Genomic DNA, 14277 nt, shown 5'->3' with positions numbered 1-14277 from the left:
GATCCGCCTTCGTCTCTCAGTGCCGCGCGACGGCACGGGCCGTCGCCGCGCCGACGCCGAGGTGGCGCGCGGCCGCCAGGTCGGCGGGTGTGTCGACGTCGCAGCGCAGGCCGGGCCACGCGCCGGTCAGCTCGATCGCACCCGAACGGCGGTGCCGCGCGCAGGAATCCGGCCCGAACTGCGGCTCGAGAAAGGAACCGAATGCGCACAGCGCCGCGGTTCCGGTCGCCAGCCGGTCGGCGACGAAGCTGCGCCGATGTTGCCGGGCGGCGGCGATCGCCTCGGCCAGTTCCTGTGTCTGCAGCGCCGGCAAATCGCCTTGCAGGACAACGACATTCGAGAACGACCGGGCCACCGCGCGTTCGGCGGCGCCGATCGCGTTGTTCAGCGGGTCGCCGTGGCCCTCCGGCGTCGGGTCGGCCAGCACGTTCGCCCCGAGGTCGGCCGCCGCGGCCGCCGCGGCGTCGTCGGGTGTGATGACGGTGATCGAGCCCACCGATGCGACGCCCGCCGCGGCGGTCAGGGTGTCGACCAGCATGGCGAGCACCACGCTCTCCCGGGTTTGCGCCGAGAACACCGGGGCCAGCCTGGTCTTGGCGGCGGCCAACCGCTTGACGGCGATGATCAACGCAACGTCAGCTGCCCCGTCGCCCGCACCGTCGGCGCGTGTGCCGCTCATGAGGCCATCCTGCCAGCGCCGATTCCCGCGTTGCCGCCTCGGGCTAATCTGAAGCGCCGGCAACGCGATAAGAAGGCGGCGCGGTACACGGTCGCGACGACAGACGGGGTGGTAAATGGCCAGCACGATGCCCGGTTCAGAGGGCGCCGTTGCGGTGATGGGCGCCGGTGCGTGGGGCACCGCGCTGGCCAAGGTGCTGGTGGACGCCGGGGGACCGGAAGCACGGGTAACGCTGTGGGCCCGGCGACCCGACGTCGCCGAGCAGATCAACGCCACCCGATACAACCCCGCCTATCTGCCCGGCACGTTGCTGCCGGGTGGCATCCGCGCCACCGCCGATGCCAAAGAGGCGCTGGCCGGCTCGTCGACGGTGCTGCTGGCGGTGCCCGCGCAGACGATGCGGGCCAACCTCGAGCAGTGGGCACCCTGGTTGGCCGACGGCGCGACGCTGGTCAGTCTGGCGAAGGGCATCGAGCTGGTCACCCTGATGCGGATGAGTCAGGTCATCGTTTCGGTGACGGGTGTCGACCCCGCGCAGGTCGCGGTGATTTCGGGACCGAACCTGGCCAGCGAGATCGCCGAATGTCAGCCCGCCGCCACCGTTGTCGCATGCAGCGACTCCGGCCGCGCCGTCGCCGTGCAGCGGATGCTGAACAGCGGGTACTTCCGCCCGTACACCAACAGCGATGTGGTCGGCACCGAGATAGGTGGGGCGTGCAAAAACGTCATCGCGCTCGCGTGCGGGATGGCGGTCGGCGTCGGCCTCGGCGAAAACACCGTGGCGGCGATCATCACCCGCGGCCTGGCGGAGATCATGCGCCTGGGGATGGCGCTGGGCGCCAAGGGCGCAACGCTGGCCGGCCTGGCGGGGGTGGGTGACTTGGTGGCCACGTGCACGTCGCCGCATTCGCGTAACCGATCCTTCGGCGAGTGCCTGGGGCGCGGTGGAACCATGGAGTCGGCGATGCATGCGAGGGACGGCCACGTCGTCGAGGGGGTGACGTCGTGCGAGGCCGTGCTGGCGCTGGCCTCCAGCTACGACGTCGAGATGCCGTTGACCGAAGCCGTGCACAGGGTCTGTCACAAGGGGCTCTCGGTGGACGAGGCGATGGCCCTGCTGCTGGGCCGCAGCACCAAGCCCGAATGAAACCCCAGCTAGCGGCCCGGCGCCCGACCCGAGGGCGCTCCACCCGGTAGCCTCTCCAGGTTGTGAGTGCCAGCGACCGCGTGCGCGTCGCCGTCGTCTTCGGCGGGCGCAGCAACGAGCACGCCATCTCGTGCGTGTCCGCCGGGAGCATTCTGCGCAACCTCGACCCGCAGCGTTTCGAGGTGGTCGCGATCGGCATCACTCCGGAGGGTTCGTGGGTGCTCACCGACGGCGACCCGGACGCGCTGGCGATCACCGACCGGCAGCTGCCCGGGGTGACCACCGCCTCGGGCACAGAGCTTGCGCTGCCGGCCGATCCGCGGCGCGGCGGCCAGCTGGTGTCGCTTCAGGCCGGCGCAGGTCCCAAGGCCGGAGAAGTCCTGGCGTCGGTCGACGTGGTCTTTCCGGTGCTGCACGGCCCGTACGGCGAAGACGGCACGATCCAGGGACTGCTCGAATTGGCCGGTGTGCCCTACGTCGGCGCCGGCGTGCTGTCCAGTTCGGTCGGTATGGACAAGGAATTCACCAAGAAACTGCTTACCGCCGAAGGACTTCCGGTCGGCCCGCATGCGGTGTTGCGCCCAGCGCAGGCAGCGCTGCCCCTCGACGAGTGCGAGCGGCTGGGTTTGCCGGTGTTCGTCAAGCCCGCGCGGGGCGGCTCGTCGATCGGCGTGAGCCGGGTGTCGAGTTGGGACGAGCTGCCGGCCGCGGTGGCGAATGCGCGCCGGCATGATCCGAAGGTGATCGTGGAGGCGGCGATCAGCGGTCGTGAGCTGGAGTGCGGTGTGCTCGAAATGCCCGACGGCACAGTGGAAGCCAGCACTTTGGGGGAGATCCGGGTGGCCGGGGTGCGCGGCCGCGAGGACTCGTTCTACGACTTCGCGACCAAATACCTCGACGACGCAGCCGAATTGGACGTTCCGGCGAAGGTCGACGACGAGATCGCCGATGCGATACGCGAATTGGCGATCCGGGCGTTCAAGGCCATCGACTGCCAGGGCCTGGCCCGGGTCGATTTCTTCCTCACCGACGACGGGCCGGTGATCAACGAGATCAACACGATGCCGGGCTTCACCACGATCTCGATGTACCCGAGGATGTGGGCGGCCAGCGGCGTCGACTATCCAACTCTGCTGGCGACGATGGTGGAGACCGCGCTGGCGCGGGGCGTGGGTCTGCGCTAACGCTCGCCGGGTCGGGCGGGATCGATCGGCACCGCGGCGATGGTGTGGTCGATGATCTCGGAGAGCTGCTGGATGGGCGTCGGCCCCGATCCCGACGGCAGCGTCAACGCGACGTACACCGGCCGGTCCACGGTGTACCAGGTGGATCTGCCCGCATTAGTCGATGGGGGGCCGGCGGATTGCTGTTGGGCGCCAACCTCAAACCACTGCACCCGGTCGACGGCCTGGATCGGGGATCCCACCACGAATTCGGCCGGGCGGTCGAGTCCGCAGCGCAGCACCAGTGGCTGGCTGTCGGGTCCGGACCGCCAGGCGGCCGCGCCCTGCGGCGCCGGCTGCGCGACGGACGCGCGCTGATAGTTTCCCAGCCGCTGCGGCAGCGCGTCCGTCAGCGCCTTGCATGCGGCGCTGGCCGCTTGCGGCGCGGGAACGGCCGGAATGGCCACGGGTTGTGGTGGCGCCTCGCGGTTCGCCGCGATGACCAGGATCGCGCCGATCGCCGCGATTGCCAGCGCGACCGCGGCGATCATCGCGGCGCGCGGAGGTCCGCCGAGATCGGTCGCGCTATTGGGGTCGGTCGTCACCGCCCGCGCACCTCCTGTCTCCTACACTGGCGCGGTCGGGCAAAGACCCAACTTACCGCAGGTCGGGGCGACCCCAGAGTGGCCGGAGGAGGTGGCGTGCGCGACGACGCAGCGGGGGAGTTCCCCACGCTGGCTCAGCTTGGTGAATTCGCGGTCATCGATCGGTTGGTGCGGGGACGCCGGCAACCCGACCAGGTGCTGCTCGGGCCCGGCGATGACGCGGCGCTGGTATCGGCGGCGGACGGTCGCACCGTGGTATCGACCGACGTGCTGGTGCAGGATCGGCATTTCCGGCTGGACTGGTCGACGCCCCACGACGTCGGCCGCAAGGCGATCGCGCAGAACGCCGCCGACATCGAGGCGATGGGCGCGCGGGCCGCGGCGTTCGTCGTCGGCTTCGGCGCCCCCGGTGATACCCGTGCGGCCGACGTGGACGCGCTCGTCGACGGGCTGTGGGACGAGGCGGCGCGGATCGGCGCGGGCATCGCCGGCGGTGATCTGGTCAGCTGCCCCCAGTGGGTGTTGTCGGTGACCGTGCTGGGCGACCTGGACGGACGCGCGCCGGTGCTGCGGTCGGGGGCCCGCGCCGGTTCGGTGCTCGCCGTCGCCGGCGAGCTGGGCCGCTCCGCCGCGGGATATGCCCTGTGGCACAACGGCATTGGTGGGTTCGACGAGCTGCGGCGTCGTCACCTGGTGCCCGAGCCGCCGTACGGCGCCGGAGCCGCGGCCGCGGGTGCGGGTGCGGAGGCGATGATCGACGTGTCCGACGGTCTGGTGGCCGACCTGCGCCACGTCGCCGAGGCGTCCGGGGTGGGGATCGACCTGTCCACCGCCGCCCTGGCGGCGGACCGCGATGCGCTGGCCGCGGCCGCCGCCGCCGTGGGCGCCGACCCGTGGTCGTGGGTGCTGGCCGGTGGCGAAGACCACGCCCTGGCGGCCTGTTTCGCCGGTGCGGCGCCGGCCGGCTGGCGCGTCGTCGGCCGGGTCCTCGACGGGCCGGCCCGCGTGCTCGTCGACGGAGCGGAGTGGAGCGGCTACGCGGGGTGGCAGTCGTATTAGTGTGGCTTTAAATATTAGGGTGACCGTCTATGCGATCGCCCAGCTGAAATTCACCGACCGGGCGGTCTACGACCGCTACCAGGCGAGGTTCATGGAGGTCTTCGCCCGTCACACCGGAACCCTGCTGGCCGCCGACGAGTCGCCGAAGGTCGCGGAGGGACAGTGGGACCGCGAGAAGGTGGTGTTGATGTCCTTTCCCGACGAGGCGGCGTTCCACGCTTTTGTGCGATCGCCCGAATACGAGGACATCGCGAAGGACCGGCGCGCGGGCGCCGACACGGTGGTGCTCCTGGTGCAGGGACTGCGGTGACCGCGCGCCCGTTGAAGGAACTCGTCGAGCAGGGCTGGGCGGCCGCGCTGGAGCCGGTGGCCGAGCAGGTCGCCCAGATGGGCCAATTCCTGCGGGCCGAGATCGCCGCGGGGCGCAGGTATCTGCCCGCCGGACCGAACGTGTTGCGCGCCTTCACGTTTCCGTTCGATGACGTCCGGGTGTTGATCGTCGGCCAAGACCCCTACCCGACACCGGGACATGCTGTGGGTCTGAGCTTTTCGGTGGCTCCCGAGGTGCGTCCGCTGCCACGAAGCCTGGCCAACATCTTCGATGAGTACAGCGCCGACCTGGGCCATCCCCAGCCCTCGTGCGGCGACCTCACGCCGTGGGCGCAGCGCGGCGTGCTGCTTCTCAACAGGGTGCTGACGGTGCGCCCCAATAATCCCGCGTCGCATCGGGGCAAGGGCTGGGAGGCCGTGACCGAGTGCGCGATTCGCGCCCTGGTCGAGCGGTCCCGGCCGCTGGTGGCCATCCTGTGGGGCCGCGACGCGTCAACGCTCAAACCCATACTGGCCGAAGGGGATTGCGTGGCGATCGAGTCGCCGCACCCGTCGCCGCTGTCGGCGTCGCGCGGGTTCTTCGGCTCGCGCCCGTTCAGCCGCGCCAACGAGCTGCTCGTCGGCATGGGCGCCGCGCCGGTCGATTGGCGGCTGCCGTGACCGAGATGATGGCGCTGCGCGCGCACCGTCGGGGCGGCCCGGAGGTCCTCGTCGTCGAGCGCGCTCCGGCGCCGGTAGCGGGCGCCGGCGAGGTCGTCGTGGCGGTGCACGCCGCGGCCATCACGTTCGACGAATTGACATGGGACGAAACGTGGACCCGCGACGGCGTCAGCCGCACTCCGGTGATCCCGTCGCACGAGGTATCCGGCGTCGTCTCCGACATCGGCACGGGCGTAGGAGGTTTCGCGCCCGGCGACGAGGTGTACGGGTTGATCGGATTCGACCGCGACGGCGCGGCAGCGGATTTCGCCGCCGTCCCCGCGGCCGAGCTGGCCGCCAAGCCGTCGGCGGTCTCACATGTCGTCGCCGCCGCCTTGCCCCTCGCCGGGCTCACCGCCCTGCAGGCGTTGGTCGACCAGGCGGCGGTGCAACCCGGGGAGGCCGTGTTGGTGCACGGCGGCGCCGGCGGGGTCGGCGCCTTGACGGTGCAACTGGCTGCGATCCTCGGCGCGGAGGTCACCGCGACCGTGCGCAGCGATGCGGGCGAACTGCTGCGCGGCTTCGGCGCGCAGCGGGTCATCGACGTTCGGAGCGAACGGTTCGAGGAAACCGGTGACGCCTACGACGTCGTCATCGACACCGTCGGCGGCGAGACGCTGGACCGATCCTTCTCGGTGGTGCGCCGGGGCGGGCGGCTGATCACCCTGTCGGCGCCGCCGCCCGCGGGCAAAGCCGACGAATACGGGATCGCGGCGACGTTCTTCATCGTCGAGCCCAATCGAGACCAGCTCGGTGAGCTCGCGGCCCTCGTGGACAGCGGCCGGCTGCGCGTGGAAATCGCGGCGACGTTCCCCCTCGACAGGGGTCGGGAAGCGTTCGAAAGCGGTCAGCGCGCGGTTCGGAGCGCGGGCAAGACCGTCATCGTTGTTCGGGGCTAGCCGCGGACGACCTTGCCGGCCTTGATGCAGGACGTGCAGGCGTTGATCCGCTGCTTGTTGCCGCCGGGGCGGGTCACGACGTGCACGGTCTGGACGTTGGGGTCCCACCGGCGACTGGTGCGGCGGTGGGAGTGCGACACCGACTTACCGAAGCCGGGGCCTTTCCCGCAGATATCGCACACAGCGGCCATTCTTTGCTCCTCAAAATTCGGGGTTCCGGCACTCAGGATGGATCTCGACGAGCCGGGACGGCCCAGGCTGACCCGGGCCAGCCCAGAATACCGACTGCTGCGGGCAACCACCAAAACGGTCAACAGTCCACCGGCGGCAACGACCGGCGCCGTCGCCATCCCTGGCTAGGCTCAATATGCCGGTTCACTCGAATGAGGCTCCGAGGAGGTGGGTCACCCTGAGCACGTCGTCGCAGGATCGTTTGCTGGACGCGGTGGCCCTGCGCGACTGGGCGCACACCGCCGTCAGCGACCTGATCACTCATATCGACGAGATCAACCGGCTCAACGTGTTCCCGGTCGCCGATTCCGATACCGGCGCCAACATGCTGTTCACCATGCGTTCCGCCCTGGCCGAGGCCAACGCGCGCGCCGACGGCGGCTCCGGATGCGTCGCCCGCGTCGCGGGCGCCCTATCTGCCGGGGCGCTGAACGGGGCCCGCGGCAATTCCGGCGTGATCCTGTCCCAGATCCTGCGCGGTATCGCCGATGTCACCGCCGGCGCGGCCGCCGACCGCGGCGGTGAATTGCCCGAAATGGACGCCGCGACCCTGGCCGGCGCGCTGCAACGCGGCGTCGATCTGGTCATCGCCTCGATGGGCGGGCAGGAGGTCCCGGGAACCATCGTCTCGGTCCTGCGGGCCGCGGCCGAGGCCGTCGAGGAATGCGCGGACTACGGGCTGGCCTCGGCGATCACCGCCGCGGGCGACGCGGCGGTCGTCGCGCTGGAGAAAACCACCGAACAGCTCGACGTCCTCGCCGACGCCGGTGCGGTCGACGCCGGGGGACGGGGCCTGCTGGTCCTGTTGGACGCGCTGCGCAGCACCGTCATCGGGCAGGCGCCGGCCCGCACGGTGTACGAGTTGTCGCCCCGCGCGCCGCAGCCGGAGGCGCCCGCCGAACGCCCCGCGCCGCAGTTCGAGGTGATGTACCGCCTGGACGGGTGCGATCCCGCGGCGGCGGACGCGCTGCGGAACCGGCTGTCGGAATTGGGTGATTCCGTGGCCATCGCGCCCGCGACCGCGCAGGGCACCTACTCGGTGCACGTGCACACCGACGACGCCGGAGCCGCGGTGGAAGCGGGGCTGGCGGGCGGGCGGCCGAGCCGGATCGTGGTCTCGGCCCTGAGCTCCGGCGTCACGGGGCTGCCGGCGGGCAGCTGGACGCGGGAGCGGGCGGTATTGGCCGTGGTCGACGGCGACGGCGCCGCCGAGCTGTTCGCCGGTGAGGGCGCCTGCGTGCTGCAACCGGATCGCGAGGCGGGCGACCCGGCCACGGATATCAGCGCCCACCAGCTGGTGCGCGCGCTCGTCGACACCGGCGCCGCACAGGTGATGGTGCTGCCCAACGGCTATGTGGCCGCCGAGGAGCTGGTCGCCGGCTGCACCACCGCCATCGGGTGGGGCATCGACGTGGTGCCGATACCGACCGGCTCGATGGTGCAGGGCCTGGCCGCGCTGGCCGTGCACGAAACCGACCGCCAGGCCGTCGACGACGGCTACACGATGGCCCGCGCCGCCGGAGCCGCCCGGCACGGATCGGTGCGCATCGCGACCGAAAGCGCGCTGACCTGGGCGGGGCGCTGTCAGCCCGGTGACGGCCTAGGCATCGCGGGCGACGAGGTGCTGATCGTGGCGGCCGATCCGGCCGCGGCGGCGATCGGCCTGCTCGATCTGCTGCTGGCGTCGGGCGGCGACCTGGTGACGGTGCTGGTCGGGGCCGGCGTCGAAACCGAAGCCGCCGTCGGCGACATCCTGCAACAGCATGTGCATGACCACCATCCGGGGACCGAGCTGGTGATCTACCGCACCGGCCATCGCGGCGACGCCCTGCTGATCGGGGTCGAATAGCCGTGGTGTCACTGGGTGACCGGCTGGACTACATCGTGGGCGCCAAGGCCGCCGGCGACCTCGACGACGTCTTCGGCATCCGGACCGTCGACGACCTGCTGCGGCACTACCCGCGCGCCTACACGCAGGGTGCTTCGGTGCGCGGCGCCGAGGACGAGCGGCCGGAAACCGGCGAGCACATCACGATCGTCGACACGATCACCGCCACCGAGACGTTCCCGATGAAGAAGAACCGGAAGAAGCTGTGTCACCGCATCACCGTCGGCTCCGGACGCGGCAGGGTGACCGCCACATTCTTCAACGCGAACTACATCAAAAAGGACCTCACCAAAGACACGAAGGTGATGCTCTCCGGGGAAGTCGGGTTTTTCCGGAACGTCATGCAGCTCACGCATCCCGCGTTCCTGATCCTCGACTCGCCGGACGGTCGCAACCGCGGCACCAAGTCGCTGAAAACCATCGCCAACGCCTCTCACGCCGCCAGCGGCGAAGAAGTGGTGGAGGTGTACGAGCGCCGCTTCTTTGCGATCTATCCGGCCAGCGCGAAGCTGCAGAGCTGGGACATCTTCGCCTGCGTCCGCCAGGTGCTCGACGTCCTGGATCCCGTGCCCGATCCGCTGCCCGCCGAACTGCTTGACCGGCTCGGCCTGATCTCCGAGGATCAGGCGCTGCGCGCCATCCATCTCTCCGAAAGCGACGAAGAACGCGAGCGCGCGCGGCAGCGGCTGACGTTCGACGAGGCCGTCGGCCTGCAGTGGGCGCTGGTCGCCCGCCGCCACGGTGAGCTCTCCGAATCGGGTCCCCCGGCCGCGCCGCGCCCGGACGGTCTGGCGGCGGAGTTGCTGCGGCGGTTGCCCTTCGAGCTGACGGCGGGACAGCGAGAGGTGCTCGCGGTGCTGTCCGACGGGCTGGCCGCGACCCGCCCGCTCAACCGCCTGTTGCAGGGCGAGGTGGGCTCGGGTAAGACGATCGTCGCGGTGCTGGCGATGCTGCAGATGGTCGACGCCGGTTATCAGTGTGCGCTGCTGGCGCCGACGGAAGTGCTTGCCGCACAACACCTCCGGTCGATCAGCGATGTCTTGGGGCCGTTGGCGATGGGCGGCCAGCTGGGTGGGGCCGAGAACGCGACCAGGGTGGCGCTGCTCACCGGCTCGATGACCGCGGCGCACAAGCAGCAGGTCCGCGACGAGATCGCCGGCGGTCAGGTCGGCATCGTCGTCGGCACCCATGCGCTGCTGCAGGATGCGGTGGACTTCCACAACCTGGGCATGGTGGTGGTCGACGAGCAACACAGGTTCGGGGTGGAGCAGCGAGATCAATTGCGCGCCAAGGCTCGTGCCGGCATCACGCCGCACCTGTTGGTGATGACGGCCACGCCGATCCCGCGCACCGTCGCGCTCACCGTCTACGGGGACCTGGAAACCTCGACGCTGCGCGAACTTCCGCGCGGGCGCCAGCCGATCACCAGCAACGTCATCTTCATCAACGACAAGCCCGCCTGGCTCGGCCGCGCCTGGCAGCGCATCATCGAAGAGGTCGGCGCCGGCCGCCAGGCTTATGTGGTGGCGCCCCGGATCGACGAAACGGACGAGCCACAGAAAGGCGACTCGCAGAACGGGGGGCAGAAAGGGGAGCAGAATGCCCGACCGCCGGAAACCGCCGAAGGCCTATACGCCCGACTGCGTTCTGGCGAGCTGGCGAACCTGCGGCTCGGGCTCATGCACGGGCGGCTGTCCGCCGAGGAGAAGGACGCCGCGATGGCCGCCTTTCGCGCCGGCGAGATCGATGTGTTGGTGTGCACCACCGTCATCGAGGTGGGCGTGGACGTCCCCAACGCCACGGTCATGTTGGTGATGGACGCCGACCGGTTCGGAATCAGCCAGTTACATCAGCTGCGGGGTCGCATCGGCCGCGGCGAGCATCCGAGCCTGTGCCTGTTCGCCAGTTGGGCCTCGCCGAGATCGCCGGCCGGTCACCGGTTGTCCGCCGTCGCCGCGACCATGGACGGGTTCGCCCTTGCCGACCTCGATCTCAAGGAACGCCGCGAGGGAGATGTGTTGGGCCGCAACCAGTCCGGCAAGGCGATCGGGCTTCGATTGCTGTCGCTCGCCGATCATCTGGCATACATCGAGGCCGCCCGGGACTTCTGCGCGCAGGCCTACGAGGACGCGCACCCACATCCCGGGCTGGAGGTGCTGGCGGCGCGGTTCACCGACACCGACCGCATCGAATATCTGGACAAGTCATGAATCGCAAAGTGCTGCTGTGGTTGTCGCTCGCCGCGGTGCTCGCGGTGCTGGTCGCCTACCAGACGCTGGGCTCCTCGGCGGCCAAGCGCGCCGAGGTCGCCGCCCGCGCGGACGTCCCGACGGTGCAGCCCGGTGCCGACGTGCTGGCGGGCATCACCGTGCTGCCACAGCGGATCCACCGCTACGACTACCGCAGGGCGGCGTACGGCGACGCCTGGGACGACGACAACGATGCCCCATTGGGCCACAACGGGTGTGACACTCGCGACGACATCCTCGACCGCGATCTCGTCGACAAGACGTACGTGTCGGTCAAGCGCTGCCCGAGCGCGGTGGCCACCGGGACCCTGCACGACCCGTACACCAACACCACCGTCGCGTTCCAGCGCGGCGCCAAGGTCGGCGAATCGGTGCAGATCGACCACATCGTCCCGCTCGCCTACGCCTGGGACATGGGGGCCTACGCGTGGCCTGAGACCGAACGTTTGCGTTTCGCCAACGATCCGGCCAACTTGCTGGCCGTCGAGGGGCAGGCGAATCAGGACAAGGGCGATTCGCCGCCGGCGCAGTGGATGCCGCCGAACGCCGCCTTCGCGTGCCAGTACGCCATGCAGTTCATCGCCGTGCTGCGCGGTTACCAGTTGCCCGTCGATCAGCCCTCGACGGACGTGCTACGCCGGGCCGCGGGCACCTGCCCGGCGGCCTGAACCTACACGTTCCCCACAAATTCCTCCGAGTGTGTCTACGACTGTAGACAACGTGACGCCGCGATGTTAACGTCGATATGTCTACAGATGTAGACATATCGGCTGTTGACGCTAAAAGCACTGAACGGCAGGCGATCACGAGCCGACGGGAAAGGGATCGGTCCGTGAACGGAGAACACGACCAGGGCGGAATGCAATCCTTCGGGCCCATTCCGCGCCCACAGGACGAGCCGGTTTTTCATGCCGCGTGGGAGGGCCGCGTGGAGGCCATGACGATGGCGTTGCTCGTCGCGGGCCACCTCGGCGGCGGTGGTGTTTTGCGCTACGCCATCGAGAGTCTGCCGCCGCTGCGCTACTTGCAGGATGGGTACTTCGGGCGCCACCTTGCCGGGCTGGAAGGGGCGCTGGTGCACCGCCGTCTCGTGGACCCGGGCGAGATCCGCGATCGCGTCGAGCGGCTCGCCGGTGGTGCGGACCCGCAACGCCGCGACGGCGATGTTCACCCGCCCGGCACATCGGGACCGCCGACGCGAGGCGGTGAACCGACTAACCGCCGCGAGACCGATCATCCGGGACGGTTCGCGGTGGGCGACGAGGTCATTGCACGCAATATTCATCCCCGCGGCCACACCAGGCTGCCCCGTTATGTGCGCGGCCATCGCGGCGTCATCACCCGCATCCATCCCGCCGCGGTGTTTCCCGACACCGATGCACACGGCATGGGGGAGAACCCGCAACACGTCTACACGGTGAGCTTCGACGGTCACGATCTGTGGGGAGACACCGCCGAGGCCAACATGAAGGTGCAGCTCGGGATGTGGGAGAGCTACCTGGAGGCGGCATGAGTCATCAAGACAGCCAACAACATTCGGAGCGATCGGACCCCGCCCTGCGCACCCGCGCCATCGAATCACTGCTCCTGGAAAAGGGACTGATCACACCCGCGGCCATCGACGCGATTGCCGCGATGCTCGAACACGACATCGGTCCGCTCAACGGTGCACGAGTCGTAGCCCGCGCCTGGAGCGACCCGGGGTACAAAGAGCGCCTCCTCGCGGACGCCAACGCCGCCCTGAAAGAACTGGGCCTCAACGCCCCAACCGAGCTCGTCGTCGTGGAAAACACGGAGGGCGTCCACAACGTGATCGTCTGCACGCTGTGCTCGTGTTACCCGTGGACGCTTCTAGGTCTTCCGCCAACCTGGTACAAATCTCCCGAGTACCGGGCCCGCGTGGTGATCGAGCCTCGCGCGGTGCTCGCCGAGTTCGGAGTGCACCTGGACCAGTCGACCGAAATCCGCGTCTGGGACTCCACCGCGGAGACCCGCTATCTAGTCTTGCCCCGCCGGCCCGCCCACACCACGGGCTGGAGCATCGACGACCTCGTTGCCATCGTCACCCGCGAGGCGATGACCGGCGTCGCCCTCATCGCCGACCCGCCCGAACAGCCGACGCGCCCATGACTCGACACGCAATCGTGGAGCGCCTCGATGCCCACGGTCCCGGCAAGCTTCCTCGAATCAACGGCGAGTTGACGTTTTCCGCGCCTTGGGAGGCAACGGTTTTCGCGCTCGCGGTCGCCCTCTCCGATGCGGGTAGGTTTGGCTTGCATGAGTTTCACCAACTGCTGATCGGCGAAATCCAGGAGTGGGAGCGTCAGGCACAACCAGCCGGAGGATTGGATTACTACCAGCGATGGCTGGCCGCGCTGGAACACGTCCTGTGCCGTCGCGGACTCCTCACCCGAGCGGAACTTCAGACCAGAGCCGCAGTGCTGGTCGCTCACGACCAGCACCGGTAGCGCTAAGGGCCCTCGTAGGTGTCCGGATCCGGGCGCAGCCGGGTGCCGTCGTTGAGGCCGGTGATCGCATCGATGTGCTCGGCGGCCAACTCGAAGTCGAACACGTCGAGGTTGCCGGCGATGTGCTCGGCGTCGGCCGACCGGAAGACCACCGCATTGCCCAGTTGCAGGTTCCACCGCAACAGCACCTGCGCGGCCGTCTTGCCGTACTCGCCGGCGACCGAGGCCACCGTCGGGTTGTCGTTCAGCTTGCCCAGCGCCAGCGGCGTGTAGGACTGCGTGACGACGTTGTGTTGCGTGTTCGCCTTGCGCAGCTCGTCCTGGTTGAACAGCGGGTGCAGCTCGATCTGGTTGACCGCCGGGGTGACGAAGGCGAGGTCGATGACCGTCGTCAGGTACTCCTCGGTGAAGTTGGAGACACCGATCGAGCGGGCGTGGCCTTCCCCGCGCGACTGGATCATGCCGCCGAAAGAGTTCACATAGTTGCCCGCCGACGGGACCGGCCAGTGAATCAGGTAGAGATCGACGTAGTCCAGGCCGAGGCGCTCCAGGCTGGCGTTGCAGGCCTCCTGGGCCTTCATGAAGCCCTGGTCGGCACAGGCCAGCTTCGTGGTGACGAACAGCTCAGCGCGGGGAATGCCGGAGGCAGCGATCGCGCGCCCGACGCCGGCTTCGTTCCCGTAGGCCGAGGCCGTGTCGATGAGCCGGCAGCCGAGTTCCAGCGCCGCCGACACCGCGCGTTCGGCCTCATCGTCGGATAGATCGGCGACGCCCAGGCCGAGCAACGGCATCGTGTTTTCGTCATTGAGAGCTATCGAGGGTATCGCTGAGGATCCGGCCGAGCCCGACTCGCCAGTCAA

General features: G+C 69.4%; 16 protein-coding genes. 12 read left to right on the top strand and 4 right to left on the bottom strand.

Annotated features, from left to right (window positions below; all coding sequences use genetic code 11):
- Positions 1 to 16 precede the first annotated feature (16 nt).
- Positions 17 to 679, bottom strand: a complete 663-nt coding sequence (cofC, locus tag ACQI5H_RS03575; RefSeq protein ID WP_427078042.1) for a 2-phospho-L-lactate guanylyltransferase — start codon at positions 677 to 679, stop codon at positions 17 to 19.
- A gap of 127 nt (positions 680 to 806) precedes the next feature.
- Between cofC and ACQI5H_RS03570 the strand changes: the two genes are divergently transcribed.
- A complete protein-coding gene (locus ACQI5H_RS03570; RefSeq protein WP_427078313.1) occupies positions 807 to 1826 on the top strand; it encodes an NAD(P)H-dependent glycerol-3-phosphate dehydrogenase in 1020 nt (339 codons plus the stop codon).
- A gap of 62 nt (positions 1827 to 1888) precedes the next feature.
- Positions 1889 to 3010 (top strand): D-alanine--D-alanine ligase family protein, encoded by a 1122-nt coding sequence (locus tag ACQI5H_RS03565; protein ID WP_427078041.1) that lies wholly within the window; start codon positions 1889 to 1891, stop codon positions 3008 to 3010.
- Here ACQI5H_RS03565 and ACQI5H_RS03560 read toward each other — a convergent pair.
- Entirely contained in the window at positions 3007 to 3540 is a 534-nt protein-coding gene (locus tag ACQI5H_RS03560) for a DUF3515 domain-containing protein (protein ID WP_427078312.1), read from the bottom strand. The genes ACQI5H_RS03565 and ACQI5H_RS03560 overlap by 4 nt on opposite strands.
- 150 nt (positions 3541 to 3690) lie before the next feature.
- Here ACQI5H_RS03560 and ACQI5H_RS03555 point away from each other — a divergent pair, with 150 nt between their 5' ends.
- Genes ACQI5H_RS03555 through ACQI5H_RS03540 form a run of 4 tightly spaced genes read left to right on the top strand, consistent with a single transcriptional unit; the run spans position 3691 to position 6581 of the window.
- Complete coding sequence (locus ACQI5H_RS03555; protein ID WP_427078040.1) at positions 3691 to 4653, top strand: thiamine-phosphate kinase; 963 nt, start codon at positions 3691 to 3693, stop codon at positions 4651 to 4653.
- Positions 4654 to 4672: 19 nt separating this feature from the next.
- The gene (locus ACQI5H_RS03550; protein WP_427078039.1) at positions 4673 to 4963 is read left to right on the top strand and encodes a DUF1330 domain-containing protein; all 291 of its coding nucleotides are present in this window, start codon (positions 4673 to 4675) and stop codon (positions 4961 to 4963) included.
- Positions 4960 to 5643: a uracil-DNA glycosylase gene (locus tag ACQI5H_RS03545; RefSeq protein WP_427078038.1), complete on the top strand. Its 684-nt coding sequence runs from the start codon at positions 4960 to 4962 to the stop codon at positions 5641 to 5643. Before ACQI5H_RS03550 ends, ACQI5H_RS03545 begins: the two co-directional genes overlap by 4 nt.
- Positions 5644 to 5648: 5 nt before the next feature.
- Positions 5649 to 6581 (top strand): NADP-dependent oxidoreductase, encoded by a 933-nt coding sequence (locus tag ACQI5H_RS03540; RefSeq protein ID WP_427078311.1) that lies wholly within the window; start codon positions 5649 to 5651, stop codon positions 6579 to 6581.
- On the opposite strand, the gene rpmB is transcribed toward ACQI5H_RS03540, so the two are convergent.
- Positions 6578 to 6772 (bottom strand): 50S ribosomal protein L28, encoded by a 195-nt coding sequence (gene rpmB, locus ACQI5H_RS03535; protein ID WP_076125869.1) that lies wholly within the window; start codon positions 6770 to 6772, stop codon positions 6578 to 6580. The two genes, ACQI5H_RS03540 and rpmB, sit on opposite strands and share 4 nt — an antisense overlap.
- 176 nt (positions 6773 to 6948) lie before the next feature.
- On the opposite strand from rpmB, the gene ACQI5H_RS03530 reads away from it, so the two are divergent.
- From ACQI5H_RS03530 to ACQI5H_RS03505, 6 genes are all read left to right on the top strand, one after another.
- Positions 6949 to 8661 (top strand): DAK2 domain-containing protein, encoded by a 1713-nt coding sequence (locus ACQI5H_RS03530; protein WP_427078037.1) that lies wholly within the window; start codon positions 6949 to 6951, stop codon positions 8659 to 8661.
- Between the two features lie 2 nt (positions 8662 to 8663).
- Positions 8664 to 10910 (top strand): ATP-dependent DNA helicase RecG, encoded by a 2247-nt coding sequence (recG, locus tag ACQI5H_RS03525; RefSeq protein ID WP_427078036.1) that lies wholly within the window; start codon positions 8664 to 8666, stop codon positions 10908 to 10910.
- Positions 10907 to 11617 carry an HNH endonuclease family protein gene (locus tag ACQI5H_RS03520; RefSeq protein ID WP_427078035.1) on the top strand — a complete coding sequence of 237 codons (711 nt, stop codon included), beginning with the start codon at positions 10907 to 10909 and terminating at the stop codon, positions 11615 to 11617. The genes recG and ACQI5H_RS03520 overlap by 4 nt, the downstream gene beginning before the upstream one ends.
- Positions 11618 to 11781: 164 nt before the next feature.
- The gene (nthB, locus tag ACQI5H_RS03515) at positions 11782 to 12462 is read left to right on the top strand and encodes a nitrile hydratase subunit beta (protein ID WP_427078034.1); all 681 of its coding nucleotides are present in this window, start codon (positions 11782 to 11784) and stop codon (positions 12460 to 12462) included.
- Positions 12459 to 13079 (top strand): nitrile hydratase subunit alpha, encoded by a 621-nt coding sequence (gene nthA, locus ACQI5H_RS03510; protein ID WP_427078033.1) that lies wholly within the window; start codon positions 12459 to 12461, stop codon positions 13077 to 13079. Before nthB ends, nthA begins: the two co-directional genes overlap by 4 nt.
- Positions 13076 to 13417: a nitrile hydratase accessory protein gene (locus tag ACQI5H_RS03505; protein WP_427078032.1), complete on the top strand. Its 342-nt coding sequence runs from the start codon at positions 13076 to 13078 to the stop codon at positions 13415 to 13417. The genes nthA and ACQI5H_RS03505 overlap by 4 nt, the downstream gene beginning before the upstream one ends.
- 2 nt (positions 13418 to 13419) lie before the next feature.
- On the opposite strand, the gene ACQI5H_RS03500 is transcribed toward ACQI5H_RS03505, so the two are convergent.
- Entirely contained in the window at positions 13420 to 14277 is an 858-nt protein-coding gene (locus ACQI5H_RS03500; RefSeq protein WP_427078310.1) for an aldo/keto reductase, read from the bottom strand.

The organism is Mycobacterium heidelbergense, assembly GCF_050205645.1.
GTDB lineage: Bacteria > Actinomycetota > Actinomycetes > Mycobacteriales > Mycobacteriaceae > Mycobacterium > Mycobacterium heidelbergense_A.
This window is presented reverse-complemented; position numbering and strand designations above follow the sequence as displayed.

What these genes read in the sequence shown, in the direction of transcription:
- ACQI5H_RS03570 (WP_427078313.1), top strand. Translation starts at nt 807, where the DNA reads ATGCCCGGTTCAGAGGGCGCCGTTGCGGTGATGGGCGCCGGTGCGTGG.
- ACQI5H_RS03505 (WP_427078032.1), top strand. Translation starts at nt 13,076, where the DNA reads ATGACTCGACACGCAATCGTGGAGCGCCTCGATGCCCACGGTCCCGGC.
- ACQI5H_RS03540 (WP_427078311.1), top strand. Translation starts at nt 5,649, where the DNA reads ATGATGGCGCTGCGCGCGCACCGTCGGGGCGGCCCGGAGGTCCTCGTC.
- ACQI5H_RS03520 (WP_427078035.1), top strand. Translation starts at nt 10,907, where the DNA reads ATGAATCGCAAAGTGCTGCTGTGGTTGTCGCTCGCCGCGGTGCTCGCG.
- cofC (WP_427078042.1), bottom strand. Translation starts at nt 679, where the DNA reads ATGAGCGGCACACGCGCCGACGGTGCGGGCGACGGGGCAGCTGACGTT.
- rpmB (WP_076125869.1), bottom strand. Translation starts at nt 6,772, where the DNA reads ATGGCCGCTGTGTGCGATATCTGCGGGAAAGGCCCCGGCTTCGGTAAG.
- ACQI5H_RS03560 (WP_427078312.1), bottom strand. Translation starts at nt 3,540, where the DNA reads ATGATCGCCGCGGTCGCGCTGGCAATCGCGGCGATCGGCGCGATCCTG.
- ACQI5H_RS03530 (WP_427078037.1), top strand. Translation starts at nt 6,949, where the DNA reads ATGCCGGTTCACTCGAATGAGGCTCCGAGGAGGTGGGTCACCCTGAGC.
- nthA (WP_427078033.1), top strand. Translation starts at nt 12,459, where the DNA reads ATGAGTCATCAAGACAGCCAACAACATTCGGAGCGATCGGACCCCGCC.